Origin of the sequence: Pseudomonas paraversuta, from assembly GCF_904063065.1 — a bacterium.
Lineage (GTDB): Bacteria > Pseudomonadota > Gammaproteobacteria > Pseudomonadales > Pseudomonadaceae > Aquipseudomonas > Aquipseudomonas paraversuta.
In genome coordinates this window covers 1-16,862 of sequence record NZ_CAJFCL010000006.1, presented here as the reverse complement: position 1 = coordinate 16,862, position 16,862 = coordinate 1, and the positions used below count along the sequence as shown (strand labels likewise).

Sequence of the window (16,862 nt, the reverse complement as noted above, 5' to 3'; positions counted from 1 at the left end):
CCCTTGACCGGCCCGTGAGCCAGCTTTTACATCTGATCCCTGTATATGGGATGCAAAATTATATATTGAGACTTTTCCGTTTCCGGGTTTATAGTCGGCAGCAGCTCCACGCACTCACACTAAAAAAATAAAACAGGTGAAGTGATGCCCAGATATCCCAGGATTCCCCTGCGCGCCCGTGCGACTCCCCCATTCCACAGATTTCTCGGCCGGCCATCGACAGATGTCCGGTTTTCGTCGTGCTTTCATTTTGGAGTCCTGATCCATGGCTGAAGCCCTTTCACTGCCGCCGGCAGTCGAGCCGCCCCGTGGCGAGCGCCTTAAAAACAAGGTGGTGCTACTGACCGGCGCCGCTCAGGGTATCGGCGAGGCCATCGTTGCCAGCTTCGTCTCGCAACAGGCGAAAATGGTCATCAGCGATATCCAGGCCGAGAAGGTCGAGAAAGTCGCAGCCCGTTGGCGTGAGCAAGGGGGCGACGTGCAGGCCATCAAGGCCGATGTGTCCTGCCAGGCCGACCTGTATGCCATGGTCGCGCTGGCCATGGAACTGCATGGCCGGGTCGATGTGTTGGTCAATTGCGCCGGGGTCAACGTGTTCCGCGATCCGTTGGAAATGACCGAGGAAGACTGGCGTCGCTGTTTCGCCATCGATCTGGACGGCGCCTGGTATGGCTGCAAGGCGGTATTGCCGCAAATGATTGCGCAGGGCATCGGCAGCATCATCAACATTGCCTCCACCCATTCGAGCCACATTATTCCGGGCTGCTTTCCGTACCCCGTGGCCAAGCATGGCCTGCTGGGGCTCACCCGTGCGCTGGGCATCGAGTACGCCGCCAAAGGCATCCGCGTCAATGCCATCGCCCCCGGTTACATCGAGACCCAGTTGAACGTCGATTACTGGAACGGTTTCGCCGACCCCCATGCCGAGCGCCAGCGCGCCCTTGATCTGCATCCGCCGCGGCGTATCGGCCAGCCGCTGGAAGTGGCAATGACGGCTGTATTCCTGGCCAGCGATGAGGCGCCGTTCATCAACGCCTCCTGCATCACCATCGATGGCGGGCGCTCGGTGCTTTACCACGACTGATCCCGCATCCGGACCTGTCAGGCTTTCAAACACCTCAAAAATAACAACAAGGAGTTTGCCATGTACCGTCGTCCCTTCATTCGTACCCTGTGCTGCGCGGCCCTGGCGGCCAGCGCATTGAGTCTGAGCAGTGCCTTGCTGGCTGGCGATCCGGTAAAGATCGGTTTTCTGGTCAAACAGGCGGAAGAACCCTGGTTCCAGACCGAATGGGTGTTCGCAGAAAAGGCCGCCAAGGACAAAGGCTTCGAGCTGATCAAAATTGCTGTGCCGGATGGTGAGAAGACCCTGTCGGCCATCGACAGCCTGGCAGCCAACGGCGCCCAGGGCTTTGTCATCTGCCCGCCGGATGTCGGTCTGGGCCCGGCGATCATGGCCAAGGCCAAGGCCAACGGTTTGAAAGTCATCGCTGTCGATGACCGCTTTGTCGATGCCAACGGCAAGTTTATGGAAGAGGTGCCGTACCTGGGAATGGCAGCCTTCGAAGTCGGCCAGAAACAGGGCAATGCGATGGTCGCCGAAGCAAAAAAACGCAACTGGGACTGGAACGACACCTACGCCGTAATCAACACCTTCAATGAACTGGACACCGGTAAGAAACGCACCGACGGCTCGGTCAAATCCCTCAAGGACGCGGGCCTTGCCGATGATCATATCCTGTACTCGGCGCTTAAAACCCTCGATGTCCCCGGCAGCATGGATGCCACCAACTCGGCACTGGTCAAACTGCCCGGCGGCGCGAAAAACCTGATTATTGGCGGCATGAACGACAGCACCGTGCTCGGCGGGGTACGGGCCACGGAAAGCGCCGGTTTCGCCGCCGCCAACGTCATCGGGATCGGCATCAACGGTACCGACGCCATTGGCGAACTGAAAAAGGCCAACAGCGGTTTCTACGGCTCCATGCTGCCGAGCCCGCATATCGAAGGCTACAAGACCGCAACCATGATGTTTGAGTGGATCACCGAAGGCAAAGAGCCGCCTCTGTACACCGCCATGGACGAAGTAACGCTGATCACCCGGGACAACTTCCAGGAAGAGCTGACCAAGATCGGTTTGTGGAATTGAGTCGAGGTCACTATGCCGCAGCCATTAGCCACTCAAGCACTGACAAGCAATACCGACAGCCTGCGCTTCAACGGCATCGGCAAGCATTTCCCCGGGGTCCAGGTGCTGGCCAATATCAGCTTTGTCGCCCATCCCGGCCAGGTGCATGCACTGATGGGCGAGAACGGTGCCGGTAAATCCACCCTGCTGAAAATCCTTGGCGGTGCCTACGCGCCAAGCAGCGGCAACCTGCAGATCGGCGAGCAGTCGCTGGTCTTCAGATCCACCGCTGAAAGCATCGCCAACCGGGTCGCCGTGATCCATCAGGAGCTGCATCTGGTACCGGAAATGAGCGTGGCCGAGAACCTGTTTCTCGGCCATCTGCCGGCGCGCTTTGGTCTGATCAAGCGCGGCGAATTGCGGCACCAGGCCCTGCAGTTGCTCAAGGGGCTGGCCGATGAAATCGATCCGCAAGAGAAGGTTGCCCGCTTGTCCCTGGGCCAGCGGCAACTGGTGGAAATCGCCAAGGCGCTGTCCCGCGGGGCTCATGTCATTGCCTTCGATGAGCCCACCAGCAGCCTCTCGGCGCGGGAAATCGACCGCCTGATGACCATCATCGGGCGCCTGCGGGATGAGGGCAAAGTGGTGCTCTACGTGTCCCACCGCATGGAAGAAGTATTCCGCATCTGCAACGCGGTCACGGTGTTCAAGGATGGCCGCTATGTTCGCACCTTCGAGCAGATGAGCGAGCTGAGCCACGACCAGCTGGTGACCTGCATGGTCGGCCGTGACATTCAGGACATCTATGACTACCGCCCCCGTGAGTGTGGCGAAGTGGTGCTCAAGGTCGACCGCCTGCTCGGGCCGGGGTTGCGCGAGCCGGTGAGTTTTGCAGTGCGCAAGGGCGAGATTCTCGGCCTGTTCGGGCTGGTGGGCGCCGGGCGTACCGAGCTGTTGCGCCTGCTCGGCGGGCTGGCCCGTCACAGTGGCGGTCAGGTAGAACTGCAAGGCGTTGCGCTCAAGCTGCGCTCGCCCCGGGATGCGATTGCTGCCGGGGTGCTGCTGTGCCCGGAGGATCGGAAAAAGGAAGGCATCATTCCTTTGGCCAGCGTCGCGGAGAACATCAACATCAGTGCCCGCGGCGCCCATTCCACCCTGGGTTGCCTGTTGCGCGGGGTATGGGAGCGCGACAACGCCGACCGGCAGATCCATGCCCTGAATGTGAAGACTCCGACGGCGTCGCAGAAAATCATGTTCCTGTCCGGCGGCAATCAGCAAAAAGCCATTCTCGGGCGCTGGCTGTCGATGCCGATGAAAGTGCTGCTGCTTGACGAGCCGACCCGGGGCATCGATATCGGCGCCAAGGCCGAGATCTACCAGATCATCCATCGTCTGGCCGCCAGCGGAATTGCGGTGATAGTGGTGTCCAGCGACCTGATGGAAGTGCTGGGGATCAGCGACCGCATTCTGGTTTTGTGCGAAGGCGTGGTCAGCGGTGAGCTGCCAAGAGCCCAGGCCAATGAATCGAACCTGTTGCAAATGGCCTTGCCCCGCCAGCGCGGCTAACGGCGTGACCCACTGAGAGGTTTGTATGACAACCCAAGATTCGACACTGGCGACACCCCGTAAAAAACTCGACATGCGCCGCTTCCTCGACGATTGGGTCATGTTGCTGGCAGCGTTTGCGATTTTCCTCCTCTGCACCTTGCTGATCGACAACTTCCTGTCGCCGCTCAACATGCGCGGCCTGGGCCTGGCCATCTCCACCACCGGGATTGCTGCCTGCACCATGCTCTATTGCCTGGCGTCGGGGCATTTCGATCTGTCCGTGGGATCGGTGATTGCCTGCTCCGGAGTCGTTGCCGCGGTGGTCATGCGTGACACCGACAGTGTGTTCCTGGGTGTCTGCGCGGCGCTGGGCATGGGCCTGATTGTCGGTCTGATCAACGGCATCGTTATCGCCAAGTTGCGGGTCAACGCGCTGATCACCACCCTGGCCACCATGCAGATCGTGCGCGGACTGGCGTATATCTTTGCCAATGGCAAGGCGGTGGGGGTGTCCCAGGAAGCGTTTTACGTCTTTGGTAACGGCCAGGTGTTCGGCGTGCCGGTGCCGATCCTGATCACCATCGTCTGCTTCCTGTTCTTTGGCTGGCTGCTCAACTACACCACCTATGGCCGCAACACCATGGCCATAGGCGGCAATCAGGAAGCGGCGATGCTGGCCGGGGTCAATGTCGACCGCACCAAAATCATCATCTTCGCCGTACACGGGCTGATTGGCGCGCTGGCCGGGGTGATCCTGGCTTCGCGCATGACCTCGGGCCAGCCCATGATCGGGCAGGGCTTCGAGCTGACCGTGATCTCGGCCTGTGTACTGGGCGGGGTGTCGTTGAGCGGCGGGGTGGGGATGATCCGGCATGTGATCGCCGGGGTGCTGATTCTGGCGATTATCGAGAATGCGATGAACCTGAAGAACATCGACACGTTCTACCAGTACGTGATTCGCGGTTCGATCCTGTTGCTGGCGGTGGTGATCGACCGCTTGAAGCAGCGCTGACTCTGAATACCGGCTGCCACAGGTTTTGCGCCATGGCATGCAGCAAACTGGCGCGCAAACTGCATTACGCGACTATTCGCCGGTTTTCTGTCACCGGCCATCGGGAGATCAGGATGCGTAGTCTGTTTGTGGTGCTGTCGGCGCTGGCGCTGGGTGGCTGTATGACGGTCAGCGATCTGGGGGAGGGCGCACGTTATCAAATGAGCGACGCCGGTCTGCTCGATCACAGCAATACCCGGCGCAGCAATTCACTGCGCATCCAGCCGGACTCCTATATCTACATTGCCCAGGGGCCATTCGCCCCCGTAGGCGATCCTTATGTACGGCCCAATGTGGTGGCTGAAGAAGCCTATAACGGCTTTATCGAATACTTCCCAATGGTGCGCCGCGCCAAAGCGCCGCTGGGGCTTGACCAGGCCATGACTGAAGCCCGTGGCTATGGAGCGCATTACTTGCTCTACACTCGCTTTGCACGGGCCGACGACCGTATCGGCAACAGTGACGAATGGCTGGATCAGGAAGAAATCAGCCGCCTGGGGGTTGATGGCGGCGTGATCCAGGTGATGTTGATCGAGACCAGCACCCAGTACCTGATCGATACCGCGACCATTCGCAGCCGTGGCGGCTTGCTGACGTTCCATGAGCAAAAGCCGGCGGACCTGATCGGGCCGCCACTCGCCAAGTACGCGCGCAGCTTGATAGGCTTGAGCGACCAATAAGACCAGGAGAGCAGCATGAGTGAGCCGGTAGACGTCAGTAACCTGTTGGCGCAAATTCCCAAAGCCGACAAAGGCCTGCCTCCGGTTCATCTATGGGATACGGCATTCTGCGGTGATATCGACATGCGTATCGCCCGTGACGGCACCTGGTACTACATGGGCACGCCGATTGGCCGCAAGCCCATGGTCAAACTGTTCTCGACCATCATTCGCCGCGACGGCGATGATTATTTCCTGATCACCCCGGTGGAAAAGGTCGGAATCAAGGTCGATGACGCGCCGTTTGTGGCGGTCACGCTTGAGGTTCAAGGGCAGGGCGAGCAGCAGGTACTGCGCTTTACCACCAATGTTGAAGAACAGATCACCGCCGGCAGCGAACATCCGCTGCGCATCGTGATTGACCCCGACACCCAGGAACCCGCGCCCTACCTGCTGGTGCGGCGCAACCTTGAAGCGCTGATCCACCGCAATGTGTTCTACCAACTGATCGAGCTGGCGGTTGCCCGGCCCATCGACGGCCAGAGCTGGCTGGGGGTCTGGAGCAGCGGCGTGTTCTTCCCTATAGGCCCCGAGCCGGTCTGAATCCCTGCGCCACACCTGTAACAACCTGTGGGAGCCGGCTTGCCGGCGATTGCCTGTGCGCGGTGAACCAGACCTGCGCACTGTTGCATCGCCGGCAAGCCGGCTCCCACAAGGGTTTTACGGATACATTGTTATCCCTATATATGGGAGTGCAATTTATATATTGAGATTTGGCCGCCCCAAGGTTTATAGTCGCCTGCACTGATTCACAGCATTCACTGCTAAAAACAAAACAGGTGAAGCGATGCAGGCGCAATTGATCGCCCTCGATTGGGGGACAACTTCCCTTCGTGCGTATTTACTCGGATCCACCGGCCAGGTGCTGAAAGTGCGCACCCTGGCCTGCGGCATCATGCAGTTGCCCGGCACTGCCCGACTGGTCGCAGGCCAGTGGTGCGCTGACGGCTTTGAGCTGGCGTTCGACGATGCCTGCGGCGACTGGCTGGATGCCAACCCGGGAGTGCCGGTGATTGCCTGTGGCATGGTCGGCAGTGCCCAGGGCTGGCGCGAAGCGCCTTACCGGGAAACCCCGGCCAGCCTCAATGCCCTGGGCACGGCCTTGCAGAGGGTACGCAGCGTGCGCGGTGTCGACCTGCATATCGTGCCGGGTGTCATCCAGCGTTCAGCCTTGCCCAATGTGATGCGCGGCGAAGAAACCCAGGTGCTGGGGGTAGTGCAAAGTTTCCCGCAACTCAACGACTGCTTGATCGGCTTGCCCGGCAGCCACTCCAAATGGGTGCAGGTGCAGGACGGCAATCTTGTGCACTTCGATACCTTCATGACCGGCGAGCTTTACGCCGCCGTCTGTGAACACACAATTCTGGGGCGCACCCAACAGCGCTCCGAGCAGTTTGATCCAGCAGCCTTTGATCGCGGCGTGCAGGTGGCCTTGTCACCCGACGGCCGGCTCGGGCCGCTGTCGACCCTGTTCAGCGCCCGTACTCTGGGGCTGACCGGGCAGTTGAGCCCCACCCAGCAACCCGACTATGTGTCCGGCCTGTTGATTGGCCACGAGCTGTCAGCGTTGGGCGGCGCAGTACGTGAGCGCCGAGGCGCAGCGCCGATGCCCGCGATCATCCTGATTGGCAATTCCCGACTCTGTGAACGCTACCAGCGGGCCCTGGCCGCCTGCGGGTTCGCGGATGTGCGCCTGGCTGAACAGGCCACCGAGCAAGGTTTATGGCACCTGGCCCAAGCCGCCGGGTTACTCCGTCACACGCAACTGGAGGGCTGAGATGCTCAAGCAAGCACTGGCAAAAAACGGACTGATCGCCATTCTTCGTGGGCTGCGTCCACAAGAGGCGCAGGCCATCGGCAAGGTGCTGTATGACGCGGGTTTTCGTACCCTCGAAGTGCCACTTAATTCCCCCGAGCCGTACGAAAGCATCCGCATTTTGCGCAGTACCCTGCCTGCCGACTGCCTGGTCGGTGCCGGCACGGTGCTGACCCCGGCCCAGGTCGAGCTGGTCAAGGCGGCGGGCGGGCAGGTGATTGTGATGCCCCACAGTGACCCGCAAGTGTTGCGTGCGGCCAAGGCGGCCGGTCTGTACCTGTCACCGGGAGTCGCGACACCGACCGAAGCCTTTGCTGCACTGGCCGAAGGTGCCGATGTACTGAAAATGTTCCCGGCCGAGCAAATGGGCCCGGCCGTGGTCAAGGCCTGGCTGGCGGTGTTGCCTGCAGGAACTTTGCTGATCCCGGTCGGCGGGATTACCCCGGACAACATGCAGGTATTCCTTGATGCCGGGGTGTCCGGTTTCGGGCTGGGTTCGGGGCTGTTCAAGCCCGGCATGAGTGCCGAGGACGTGGCGGTTACCGCCAAAGCTTATGTGCAGGCCTGGAATGCCCGGCGCAAGGCTGACTGAAAGGCGCTTGCGCCCCATCGAACAAGAGAGACAAGACGATGAAAATTACCAAACTGACTACCTATCTGGTCCCGCCGCGCTGGCTGTTCCTGAAAATCGAGACCGACGAAGGCGTCACCGGCTGGGGCGAGCCCGTAGTCGAAGGCCGGGCCCACACCGTGGCGACTGCGGTGGATGAATTGTCGGATTACCTGATCGGCAAAGACCCGCGCAATATCGAAGACATCTGGACCGTGCTCTATCGCGGCGGTTTTTACCGTGGCGGCGCGGTGCACATGAGCGCACTGGCCGGTATCGACCAGGCGCTGTGGGACATCAAGGGCAAGGCGCTGGGGGTGTCGGTCAGCGACCTGCTGGGCGGCCAGGTGCGGGACAAGATCCGTGTGTATTCGTGGATCGGCGGCGACCGTCCGGCCGACACGGCCAGGGCCGCCAAAGAAGCGGTCAGCCGCGGCTTTACGGCGATAAAGATGAACGGCACCGAAGAGCTGCAGTTTGTCGACAGCTTTGAAAAGGTCGATCTGGCGCTGGCCAACGTGGCCGCGGTGCGGGATGCCGTGGGCCCTAACGTGGGGATCGGCGTGGACTTCCATGGCCGGGTGCACAAGCCCATGGCCAAGGTGCTGATGAAGGAACTGGACCCGTACAAACTGATGTTTATCGAAGAGCCGGTGCTCAGCGAAAACTACGAGGCCCTCAAAGAGCTGGCGCCGTTGACCAGCACCCCGATTGCCCTGGGCGAGCGGCTGTTCTCGCGCTGGGACTTCAAGCGCGTGCTCAGTGAAGGCTATGTCGACATCATTCAGCCCGATGCTTCCCACGCCGGCGGCATTACCGAAACCCGCAAAATCGCCAACATGGCGGAAGCCTACGATGTAGCGCTGGCCTTGCACTGCCCGCTGGGGCCGATTGCGCTGGCCGCGTGCCTGCAGCTGGATGCGGTTTGCTACAACGCGTTTATCCAGGAGCAAAGCCTGGGCATCCACTACAACGAAAGCAACGACCTGCTGGATTACGTCAAGGATCCGGCGGTGTTCGACTACGACAAAGGCTTCGTCAAAATCCCCAATGGGCCGGGCCTGGGTATCGAGATCAACGAAGAATACGTGCGCGAGCGCGCGCTGGTTGGCCACCGCTGGCGCAACCCGATCTGGCGCCATGCCGATGGCAGCTTTGCCGAGTGGTAAGTCCCTGATCTGATGCAATACCTGTGGGAGCTGGCAAGCCAGCTCCCACAGGGGTGTCGGACCCTGTATTTGAAACGACCTCAATAACCATAAAAAAGAGGCATGCCCATGTCATCTTCAAGCACTGTCGCGCCTGCGTCTTTGGTGACGCCGAGCCGCAAGCGTTTTTTCATCATGGTCCTGCTGTTCATTACCGTGGTGATCAACTATCTGGACCGCAGCAACCTGTCGATTGCCGCGCCGGCACTGACCACCGATCTGGGGCTGGATCCGGTACATGTCGGGCTGATTTTTTCGGCCTTCGGCTGGACCTATGCGGCCATGCAAATCCCCGGTGGCTGGCTGGTAGACCGGGTGCCGCCGCGCATCCTGTACAGCGTGGCGCTGCTGCTGTGGTCGGTGGCCACGGTGATGCTCGGTTTCGCTGCCAGTTTTATCGCACTGTTTGTATTGCGCATGGCGGTGGGCGCCCTGGAAGCGCCGGCGTATCCGATCAACAGCCGGGTGGTGACCACCTGGTTCCCCGAGCGCGAGCGCGCCACGGCCATCGGCTTCTACACCTCGGGGCAGTTTGTCGGGCTGGCGTTCCTGACTCCGGTACTGGCCTGGCTGCAGCATCAGTGGGGTTGGCACATGGTGTTTGTCAGCACCGGTGTGGTGGGGATTATCTGGGCCGTGATCTGGTACGCGGTGTACCGCGAGCCGCGGGATTTCAAGGGTGTCAATCAGGCTGAGATCGAGCTGATCAGTGAGGGTGGCGGGCTGGTGGATATCCAGAGCCAGACCGCCAAGCGCAAGGCACCGTTCAGTTGGCTGGACCTGGGCATCGTGCTCAGCAAGCGCAAGCTGTGGGGGATTTATCTGGGGCAGTTTTGCCTGAACTCGACGCTGTGGTTTTTCCTGACCTGGTTTCCCACTTACCTGGTGAAATATCGCGGCATGGACTTTATCAAGTCCGGCTTGCTGGCTTCCTTGCCGTTTCTGGCAGCGTTTGTGGGCGTGCTGTGTTCAGGGTTCTTCTCCGACTGGCTGATTCGTCGCGGCTACTCCGTGGGCTTTGCCCGCAAGCTGCCGATCATTGGCGGGCTGCTGATTTCAACGTCAATCATCGGGGCCAACTTTGTCGACTCGACGCCGCTGGTGATTGCGTTTCTGGCGCTGGCGTTTTTCGGTAACGGCCTGGCATCGATTACCTGGTCGCTGGTTTCGACCCTGGCCCCGGCCCGCCTGCTGGGACTGACCGGCGGGGTGTTCAATTTCATCGGCAACCTGTCGGCCATCACCACCCCGATCGTGATCGGTTTTCTGGCCACCGGCGACTCGTTTGCCCCGGCCATCACCTACATTTCGGTGCTGGCGTTGCTGGGTGCGCTGTCCTACATCCTGCTGGTAGGCAAAGTCGAGCGGATCGAACTGTAGGGGCGGGGCCACAGGCAAACCTCAACGGACCCTAGCCGTCAGACAACCGGGCGACCATAATGCCGCCCGGTTCTTCTCCTTAAAGCAAAGGCTGGCTATGCAGGACGACTCCCCGAAAGTTGCACCCACCGGCACGCAAACCCTACTTCGCGGTCTGGCGGTGGTACACGCCGTGGCCAATGGTGCGCGCGACCTCAAAGACATCGCCCGGGCGATTGGCACGACGCGCAGCACGACCCATCGCCTGGCCAGTTGCCTGGTGGACGAGCGTTACCTGCGGGTGTTGCCGCAAGTGGGTTATCTGCTCGGGCCCAAGTTGATCGAACTGGGGTTTCAGGCGCGGGAAGAGGTGCCGCTGGTGACGCTGGCCGGGCCGTACCTGGATGAGTTGTCGTTGCTGACCGGCGATACCATCCATTTGGCGGTGCGCGAAGGCGACGAGGTGCTGTACCTGCATAAAAATCCGGGGCGCAATGGCCCGGAGATGCGTTCGCGGGTAGGGCACCGCATGCCACTGGCACGTACCGGGATCGGCAAGGCGATGTTGCTGGATGCGCCGTTGGGAGAGTGGCGACGCCTGTACGAAGCCAGCCATCCTGCCGATGGCAAAAACCCGTTGTGGCCGGAACATCAGGAAGTGTCGTGGGAACAGTTTGAACAGCGCATGCGCAGTTATGTGGCGGGGGGCTATGCGTTTGACCTGGAAGACAACGAGCCTTCGATCCGTTGTGTAGCTGCACCGATACGCGATGCCAGCCGCAAAATCGTGGCTGCCATCAGTATCGCCAGCACCGTGCCGTATATGTCACTGGAGAAAATGACCGGCTTGATCCCGGTCGTTACCCAGGCCGCGCAGCAGATATCGGCGGAGCTCGGGGCTGTCGGCTGACCCGATCCCCACTGCAGCAACCGGCTTGCCAGCGATGGCAAGCCGGTTTTCTACAGACAGAAGGTGAGTCTTAAGCCTTCAGGGTTTTCATGTCGATCACGAAACGGTATTTCACGTCGCCTTTAACCACGCGTTCAAAGGCTTCGTTGATGTTTTTGATATCGAGCATTTCGATGTCGCAGGTGATGCCGTGTTCGGCACTGAAATCGAGCATTTCCTGGGTTTCAGCAATGCCGCCGATCAGGGAGCCGGCCAGTACGCGGCGCTTGAACACCAGGTTGAACGCATTCAAGGCTGGCTCAACAGGTTCGATCAGACCGACCAGAATGTGTACCCCGTCAAAGCGCAGTGTTTCCAGGTACGGGTTCAGATCGTGTGGCACCGGAATGGTGTCCAGCAGGAAGTCGAAGCTGTCAGCCGCCGCTTTCATCTGCTGCGGGTCGGTGGACACGATCACGTGGTCGGCACCTTGACGGTAGGCCTCTGCAGCCTTGGCTTCAGAACGGGTGAACAGGGTGACTTCGGCGCCCATGGCTTTGGCGAACTTGATGCCCATGTGGCCCAGGCCGCCCATGCCCAGAATGCCGACTTTATCGCCAGCTTCGACACCGTAGTGCTGCAGCGGCGAATAGGTGGTGATGCCGGCGCACAACAGTGGGGCCGCGCTGGCCAGGTCGAGTTTTTCCGGGATGCGCACCACGAAGTGTTCGCTGACCACGATGCTGTCGGAGTAGCCGCCCATGGTGTTGCTGCCATCCACCCGATCGGGGGTACAGTAGGTCATGGTCGCGCCTTCAAGGCAGTATTGTTCCAGGTCTTCTTTGCACGCTGAACACTCGCGGCACGAATCAACCATGCAGCCCACGCCGACCAGATCGCCGACCTTGTGTTTGGTGACCTTGTCGCCTACAGCCGTAACTTTGCCGACAATTTCATGGCCCGGCATTACCGGGTAAACAGCAAAGCCCCAGTCGTTGCGTGCCTGGTGAATGTCGGAGTGACAAACACCGCAATACAGGATTTCGATGGCCACATCATCCGGCCGTGGATCGCGGCGGGTGAACTTCATGGGGGTCAGGGGAGCGGTAGGTGTCTGTGTGGCATAACCGATGGCGTTGTACATGGGGAACCTCGAAAAGCGTTAACGGTGAACAGGGGGCAATTTTGCGCTTACAAATCTTGCAGGACTATGACGATTCCTCCGTCTGTCATGCCTATTCCTCCGGCGACGCGGATGAACTGTCGCTTTAATGACCAGTTCTGCGAAGATGCGGCTGTCTATTCCTCTTGTGAACTTATTTCATGTTTCTGACTCGTCACCGCGATGAGAACGCCGTGCTGGTATCGCTTATCAAGCCTCTGGCGACCCGGCTGGGTTTTGTCCATACCTTGATGCCTGAGGTGAGGGTGGTCTCGGCGTGTAATACCGTGGCCCGGATGCCGCAGATCTATGAGCCTAGTCTAATGGTGATCGCCCAAGGCAGTAAGTTGGCCTATCTGGGGCAACGCACCCTGGAGTACGGTGCCGGCCACTACCTGGTACAGGCGCTGTCGGTGCCTTTCGAGTGTGAAACCTTCGCCTCCGAGGACATGCCATTGCTGGGGGTGGCGATCAGTATTGATCGTGCGGTATTGGGCGAACTGGTGCTGGCCATGGGCCTGGACCCTGAGCGCAGTTCGGTGGCGCAGACTCCGGAGTCCATGACCTCGGCAGTGCTGGATGAGGAAATGCGCCAGGCTGTGGAGCGCTTGTTGCGGTGTCTGCATGACCCGCTTGAGTGCCGGATCATGGGTCGTGCGCGATTGCGCGAGGTGCTGTTTGCCGCCTTGCGCGGTCCCCAGGCCGGAGTGTTGCGGGCGCTGGTCGAGCAACAGGGGCAATTCGCCCGGGTGGCCGCCTCGCTGAGCCACTTGCACGAGCACTTTGCCGAACCGTTGAATGTCGAGACGCTGGCCCGCTGCGCCAATATGAGCGCGTCCACCTTTCATGAGCATTTCAAGCGCAGTACCTTGCTGTCGCCGGTGCAGTACCTCAAACGCCTGCGCCTGTTGCGGGCCCAGCAGTTGCTGCTGAGCGAAGGGCTGGGAGTGGCACAGGTAGCAGAGAGGGTTGGCTATCAAAGCACCTCGCAGTTCAGTCGCGAGTACAAACGCTACTTCGAGCGCAGCCCGGGGCATGAAGGCGCGGGCTGCTGACGCGCAACTGCATATTCCTCTGTAGGAGCGAGCTTGCTCGCGAGCTCTTCCACGCCTTCAAAGCTCGCGAGACAAGCTGTTGTGTCGGTTTTGATTTGTATGGTGCTGCAGGTGTCGAGCGGGCATGAAGATGCGGGAAGCTAAAGCGCATCTGCACATTCCTCTGTAGGAGCGAGCTTGTCTCGCGAGCTCTTCAGCGCCTTCAAAGCTCGCGAGACAAGCTCGCTCCTACAGGGGGGGGGGTGTCGATTTTGATTTGTGTGGTGTTGCAGGTGGTCGAGCGGGCATGAAGATGTGGGGAGCTAAAGCGCATCTGCACATTCCTCTGTAGGAGCGAGCTTGTCTCGCGAGCTCTTCCACGCCTTCAAAGCTCGCGAGACAAGCTCGCTCCTACAGGGGGGGGGGCGTCGATTTTGATTTGTGTGGTGTTGCAGGTGGTCGAGCGGGCATGAAGATGTGGGGAGCTAAAGCGCATCTGCACATTCCTCTGTAGGAGCGAGCTTGTCTCGCGAGCTCTTCAGCGCCTTCAAAGCTCGCTCCTGCAGGGTTTTTGCTGTTTATCGCCCACTAAAAAGGCTCCCGGGGGAGCCTTTTTAGTGGGCGATAAACGACTTACATGTTCGGGTAAGTCGGGCCGCCGCCACCTTCCGGGGTGACCCAGGTGATGTTCTGCGACGGGTCTTTGATGTCGCAGGTTTTACAGTGCACACAGTTTTGCGCGTTGATCTGAAAACGCTTCTCGCCGCTTTCCTGGGTGATCACTTCATACACCCCGGCCGGGCAGTAACGCTGGGCAGGCTCGTCGTAGAGCGGCAGGTTGACGTTGATCGGAATGCTCGCATCGCGCAACTTGAGGTGGCACGGCTGCTCTTCCTCATGGTTGGTGCTGGAGATAAACACCGAGCTGAGTTTGTCGAAGCTGAGTTTGCCGTCCGGTTTCGGGTATGCGATCTGCTTGCAGTCTTTGGCCAGCTTCAGGCAGGCATAGTCCGGCTTGGTGTCGTGCAGGGTAAACGGCAGTTTGCCGCCGAAGATGTTCTGGTCGAGCCAGTTGAAACCACCCCCCACAATAGGGCCGAACTTGTGCAGTGCCGGGCCAAAGTTACGGCTGGCGAACAGTTCGTCGAACAACCAGCTGGCTTTGAAGGCTTCAACATAAGTGTTGAGTGCATCACCGCCCTCGGAGCCACCGAGCAGGGAGTCAGCCACCGCCTCGGCTGCGAGCATGCCGGACTTCATTGCGGTGTGGCTGCCCTTGATCTTGGAGAAGTTCAGGGTGCCCAGATCGCAACCAATCAGTGCGCCACCGTCAAAGACCATTTTTGGCAGCGAGTTCAGGCCGCCCTTGCAGATGGCGCGGGCGCCGTAGCTGATGCGCTTGCCGCCTTCCAGATACTGCTTGAGTACCGGGTGATGCTTGAGGCGCTGGAACTCATCGAACGGCGACAGGAAGGTGTTGCTGTAGGACAGGTCTACGATCAGACCCACCACTACCTGGTTGTTTTCCAGGTGGTACAGGAACGAACCCCCGGTGTTTTCGCTGCTGATAATGTCCAGCGGCCAGCCGGCAGTGTGAACCACCAGGCCTGGCTGGTGCTTGGCCGGGTCGATTTCCCAGATTTCCTTGAGGCCGATGCCGTAGTGCTGGGTATCGGCTTCGCTGTCGAGCTTGTAGCGCTCGATCAGTTGCTTGCCCAGGTGGCCGCGGCAGCCTTCCGCGAACAGGGTGTACTTGCCGCGCAGTTCCATGCCGGGGGTGTACAGGCCTTCTTTCGGGTTGCCTTCACGGTCAACACCCAGGTCACCGGTGATAATCCCGCGAACTACGTTGTTCTCATCGAACAGGACTTCCTGGGCAGCGAAGCCCGGGTAGATTTCCACACCCAGGTTCTCGGCTTGTTGTGCCATCCAGCGGCACAGGTTGCCCAGGGAAATAATGTAGTTGCCTTCGTTGTGCATGGTTTTAGGCACAAACAGGTCAGGCACCTTGGTTGCGGTGCTGTCACTGCGCAGTACATAAATATCGTCGCGGGTGACCGCGGTGTTGAGAGGAGCACCCAGTTCTTTCCAGTCCGGGAACAATTCGTTCAGGGCACGGGGTTCGAACACAGCACCGGACAGAATGTGAGCACCGACTTCGGAGCCTTTTTCAACCACGCAGACGCTTATTTCTTTACCGGCTTCGGCGGCCTTCTGCTTTAAACGGCAGGCGGCGGACAAACCGGCAGGGCCGGCGCCGACGATGACCACGTCGAATTCCATGTATTCGCGTTCCACAGGTTCTCTCCTACTCAAGGCTCAACGGTATTTTTCTAATTGGAGGTTTGGCACTTCATCCATTATTCCCTGCGCCGCGTGCGGAAGAAGCAATGGATGACGCGCCGCTCTCTCTAGGGGCGGCATTATATCTACACCACTAGCAGGGTCCAATACAAACGTTTGTTTGAATCTGCTGCAGGCCAGACAAATCAAAGAAGCACGGCTCAAAAGTGGCGGATTTGCTGTATTGACCGCAAAAGGCGTTCCGGTCAAGATACGGTCGGTTTTGCGCTCGCCGTAGGCTGATTATTGGTTTCAAGAGCACCTCTAAAGACAGGGCCAGGCACGAGCCTGTAGGAGCCTGCCATTTTTTGAGCGGAGTTTACACGTCCTTTTGGTGGATGACTTGCTAGTCACCCCGCAGAGACGCTCGCAAGGGAAGAATTTGGCGCTCGTCATTCTTTCTATAAGAAGGGCACAGCAACGATCTTTGGAGGTGCCCCAGGGTCTGTTGACGCTTCGTTGTGAACTATCGTCGTGGCCACAACGAAGCTTCAGCAGAACCTATGCGATGAGCATCAACCGCCAGGTTCGCCTAGGCGACTTTCTTTTCACCGGAGAGTAACGAGGAATCCATGAAGGTTCTTGTAGCTGTCAAACGAGTGGTCGATTACAACGTCAAGGTTCGCGTCAAAGCGGACAACTCCGGCGTTGACCTCGCCAACGTCAAGATGTCGATGAACCCCTTCTGCGAAATCGCTGTGGAAGAAGCCGTACGCCTGAAAGAGAAAGGCGTTGCGACTGAAATCGTCGTCGTCTCCATCGGCCCGACCACGGCTCAGGAACAGCTGCGTACCGCGCTGGCTCTGGGTGCCGATCGCGCCATCCTCGTCGAATCTGCCGAAGACCTGACCTCGCTGGCCGTGGCCAAGTTGCTCAAGGCCGTGGTCGACAAGGAACAGCCGCAACTGGTGATCCTGGGCAAACAGGCCATCGACAGCGACAACAACCAGACCGGCCAGATGCTGGCTGCGTTGACCGGCTACGGTCAGGGCACC

At 59.7% G+C, this 16,862-nt stretch carries 15 protein-coding genes; 13 read left to right on the top strand and 2 right to left on the bottom strand.

Annotated elements, in window-relative coordinates; translation table 11 throughout:
• Window positions 1–265 precede the first annotated feature (265 nt).
• The 11 genes from JQ845_RS13290 to JQ845_RS13240 all read left to right on the top strand — a co-directional run bounded on the left by JQ845_RS13290 (window position 266) and on the right by JQ845_RS13240 (window position 11,349).
• The gene (locus tag JQ845_RS13290) at window positions 266–1,084 is read left to right on the top strand and encodes an SDR family oxidoreductase (protein ID WP_203009138.1); all 819 of its coding nucleotides are present in this window, start codon (window positions 266–268) and stop codon (window positions 1,082–1,084) included.
• A gap of 60 nt (window positions 1,085–1,144) precedes the next feature.
• Window positions 1,145–2,149, top strand: coding sequence for a substrate-binding domain-containing protein (locus tag JQ845_RS13285; RefSeq protein WP_010655797.1), 1,005 nt, complete (start codon window positions 1,145–1,147; stop codon window positions 2,147–2,149).
• 12 nt (window positions 2,150–2,161) lie between these two features.
• Window positions 2,162–3,694, top strand: a complete 1,533-nt coding sequence (gene araG / locus JQ845_RS13280) for an L-arabinose ABC transporter ATP-binding protein AraG (protein ID WP_203009137.1) — start codon at window positions 2,162–2,164, stop codon at window positions 3,692–3,694.
• A 25-nt stretch (window positions 3,695–3,719) separates the two neighbouring features.
• Window positions 3,720–4,688 carry an L-arabinose ABC transporter permease AraH gene (araH, locus tag JQ845_RS13275; RefSeq protein WP_203009136.1) on the top strand — a complete coding sequence of 323 codons (969 nt, stop codon included), beginning with the start codon at window positions 3,720–3,722 and terminating at the stop codon, window positions 4,686–4,688.
• Between the two features lie 113 nt (window positions 4,689–4,801).
• Complete coding sequence (locus JQ845_RS13270) at window positions 4,802–5,407, top strand: DUF4823 domain-containing protein (RefSeq protein ID WP_003442451.1); 606 nt, start codon at window positions 4,802–4,804, stop codon at window positions 5,405–5,407.
• Between the two features lie 15 nt (window positions 5,408–5,422).
• Entirely contained in the window at window positions 5,423–5,989 is a 567-nt protein-coding gene (locus JQ845_RS13265) for a DUF1285 domain-containing protein (protein ID WP_003442449.1), read from the top strand.
• Between the two features lie 244 nt (window positions 5,990–6,233).
• Complete coding sequence (locus JQ845_RS13260; protein ID WP_203009135.1) at window positions 6,234–7,223, top strand: 2-dehydro-3-deoxygalactonokinase; 990 nt, start codon at window positions 6,234–6,236, stop codon at window positions 7,221–7,223.
• Window position 7,224: 1 nt separating this feature from the next.
• Window positions 7,225–7,854 (top strand): 2-dehydro-3-deoxy-6-phosphogalactonate aldolase, encoded by a 630-nt coding sequence (locus JQ845_RS13255; RefSeq protein WP_003442445.1) that lies wholly within the window; start codon window positions 7,225–7,227, stop codon window positions 7,852–7,854.
• Window positions 7,855–7,892: 38 nt separating this feature from the next.
• Entirely contained in the window at window positions 7,893–9,041 is a 1,149-nt protein-coding gene (gene dgoD / locus JQ845_RS13250) for a galactonate dehydratase (protein ID WP_003442443.1), read from the top strand.
• 108 nt (window positions 9,042–9,149) lie between these two features.
• Window positions 9,150–10,460 carry an MFS transporter gene (locus JQ845_RS13245; RefSeq protein WP_003442438.1) on the top strand — a complete coding sequence of 437 codons (1,311 nt, stop codon included), beginning with the start codon at window positions 9,150–9,152 and terminating at the stop codon, window positions 10,458–10,460.
• Between the two features lie 97 nt (window positions 10,461–10,557).
• Window positions 10,558–11,349 (top strand): IclR family transcriptional regulator, encoded by a 792-nt coding sequence (locus JQ845_RS13240; protein ID WP_003442435.1) that lies wholly within the window; start codon window positions 10,558–10,560, stop codon window positions 11,347–11,349.
• A 70-nt stretch (window positions 11,350–11,419) separates the two neighbouring features.
• Here JQ845_RS13240 and calA read toward each other — a convergent pair whose 3' ends face one another.
• Window positions 11,420–12,472, bottom strand: a complete 1,053-nt coding sequence (calA, locus tag JQ845_RS13235; protein ID WP_003442432.1) for a vanillin reductase — start codon at window positions 12,470–12,472, stop codon at window positions 11,420–11,422.
• A 179-nt stretch (window positions 12,473–12,651) separates the two neighbouring features.
• Between calA and JQ845_RS13230 the strand changes: the two genes are divergently transcribed.
• Window positions 12,652–13,545 carry an AraC family transcriptional regulator gene (locus JQ845_RS13230; protein WP_003442430.1) on the top strand — a complete coding sequence of 298 codons (894 nt, stop codon included), beginning with the start codon at window positions 12,652–12,654 and terminating at the stop codon, window positions 13,543–13,545.
• 612 nt (window positions 13,546–14,157) lie between these two features.
• Here JQ845_RS13230 and JQ845_RS13225 read toward each other — a convergent pair.
• Entirely contained in the window at window positions 14,158–15,822 is a 1,665-nt protein-coding gene (locus tag JQ845_RS13225; RefSeq protein WP_003442427.1) for an electron transfer flavoprotein-ubiquinone oxidoreductase, read from the bottom strand.
• A 617-nt stretch (window positions 15,823–16,439) separates the two neighbouring features.
• On the opposite strand from JQ845_RS13225, the gene JQ845_RS13220 reads away from it, so the two are divergent.
• On the top strand, window positions 16,440–16,862 hold a 423-nt coding region (locus tag JQ845_RS13220), incomplete at its 3' end, for an electron transfer flavoprotein subunit beta/FixA family protein (protein WP_203009134.1).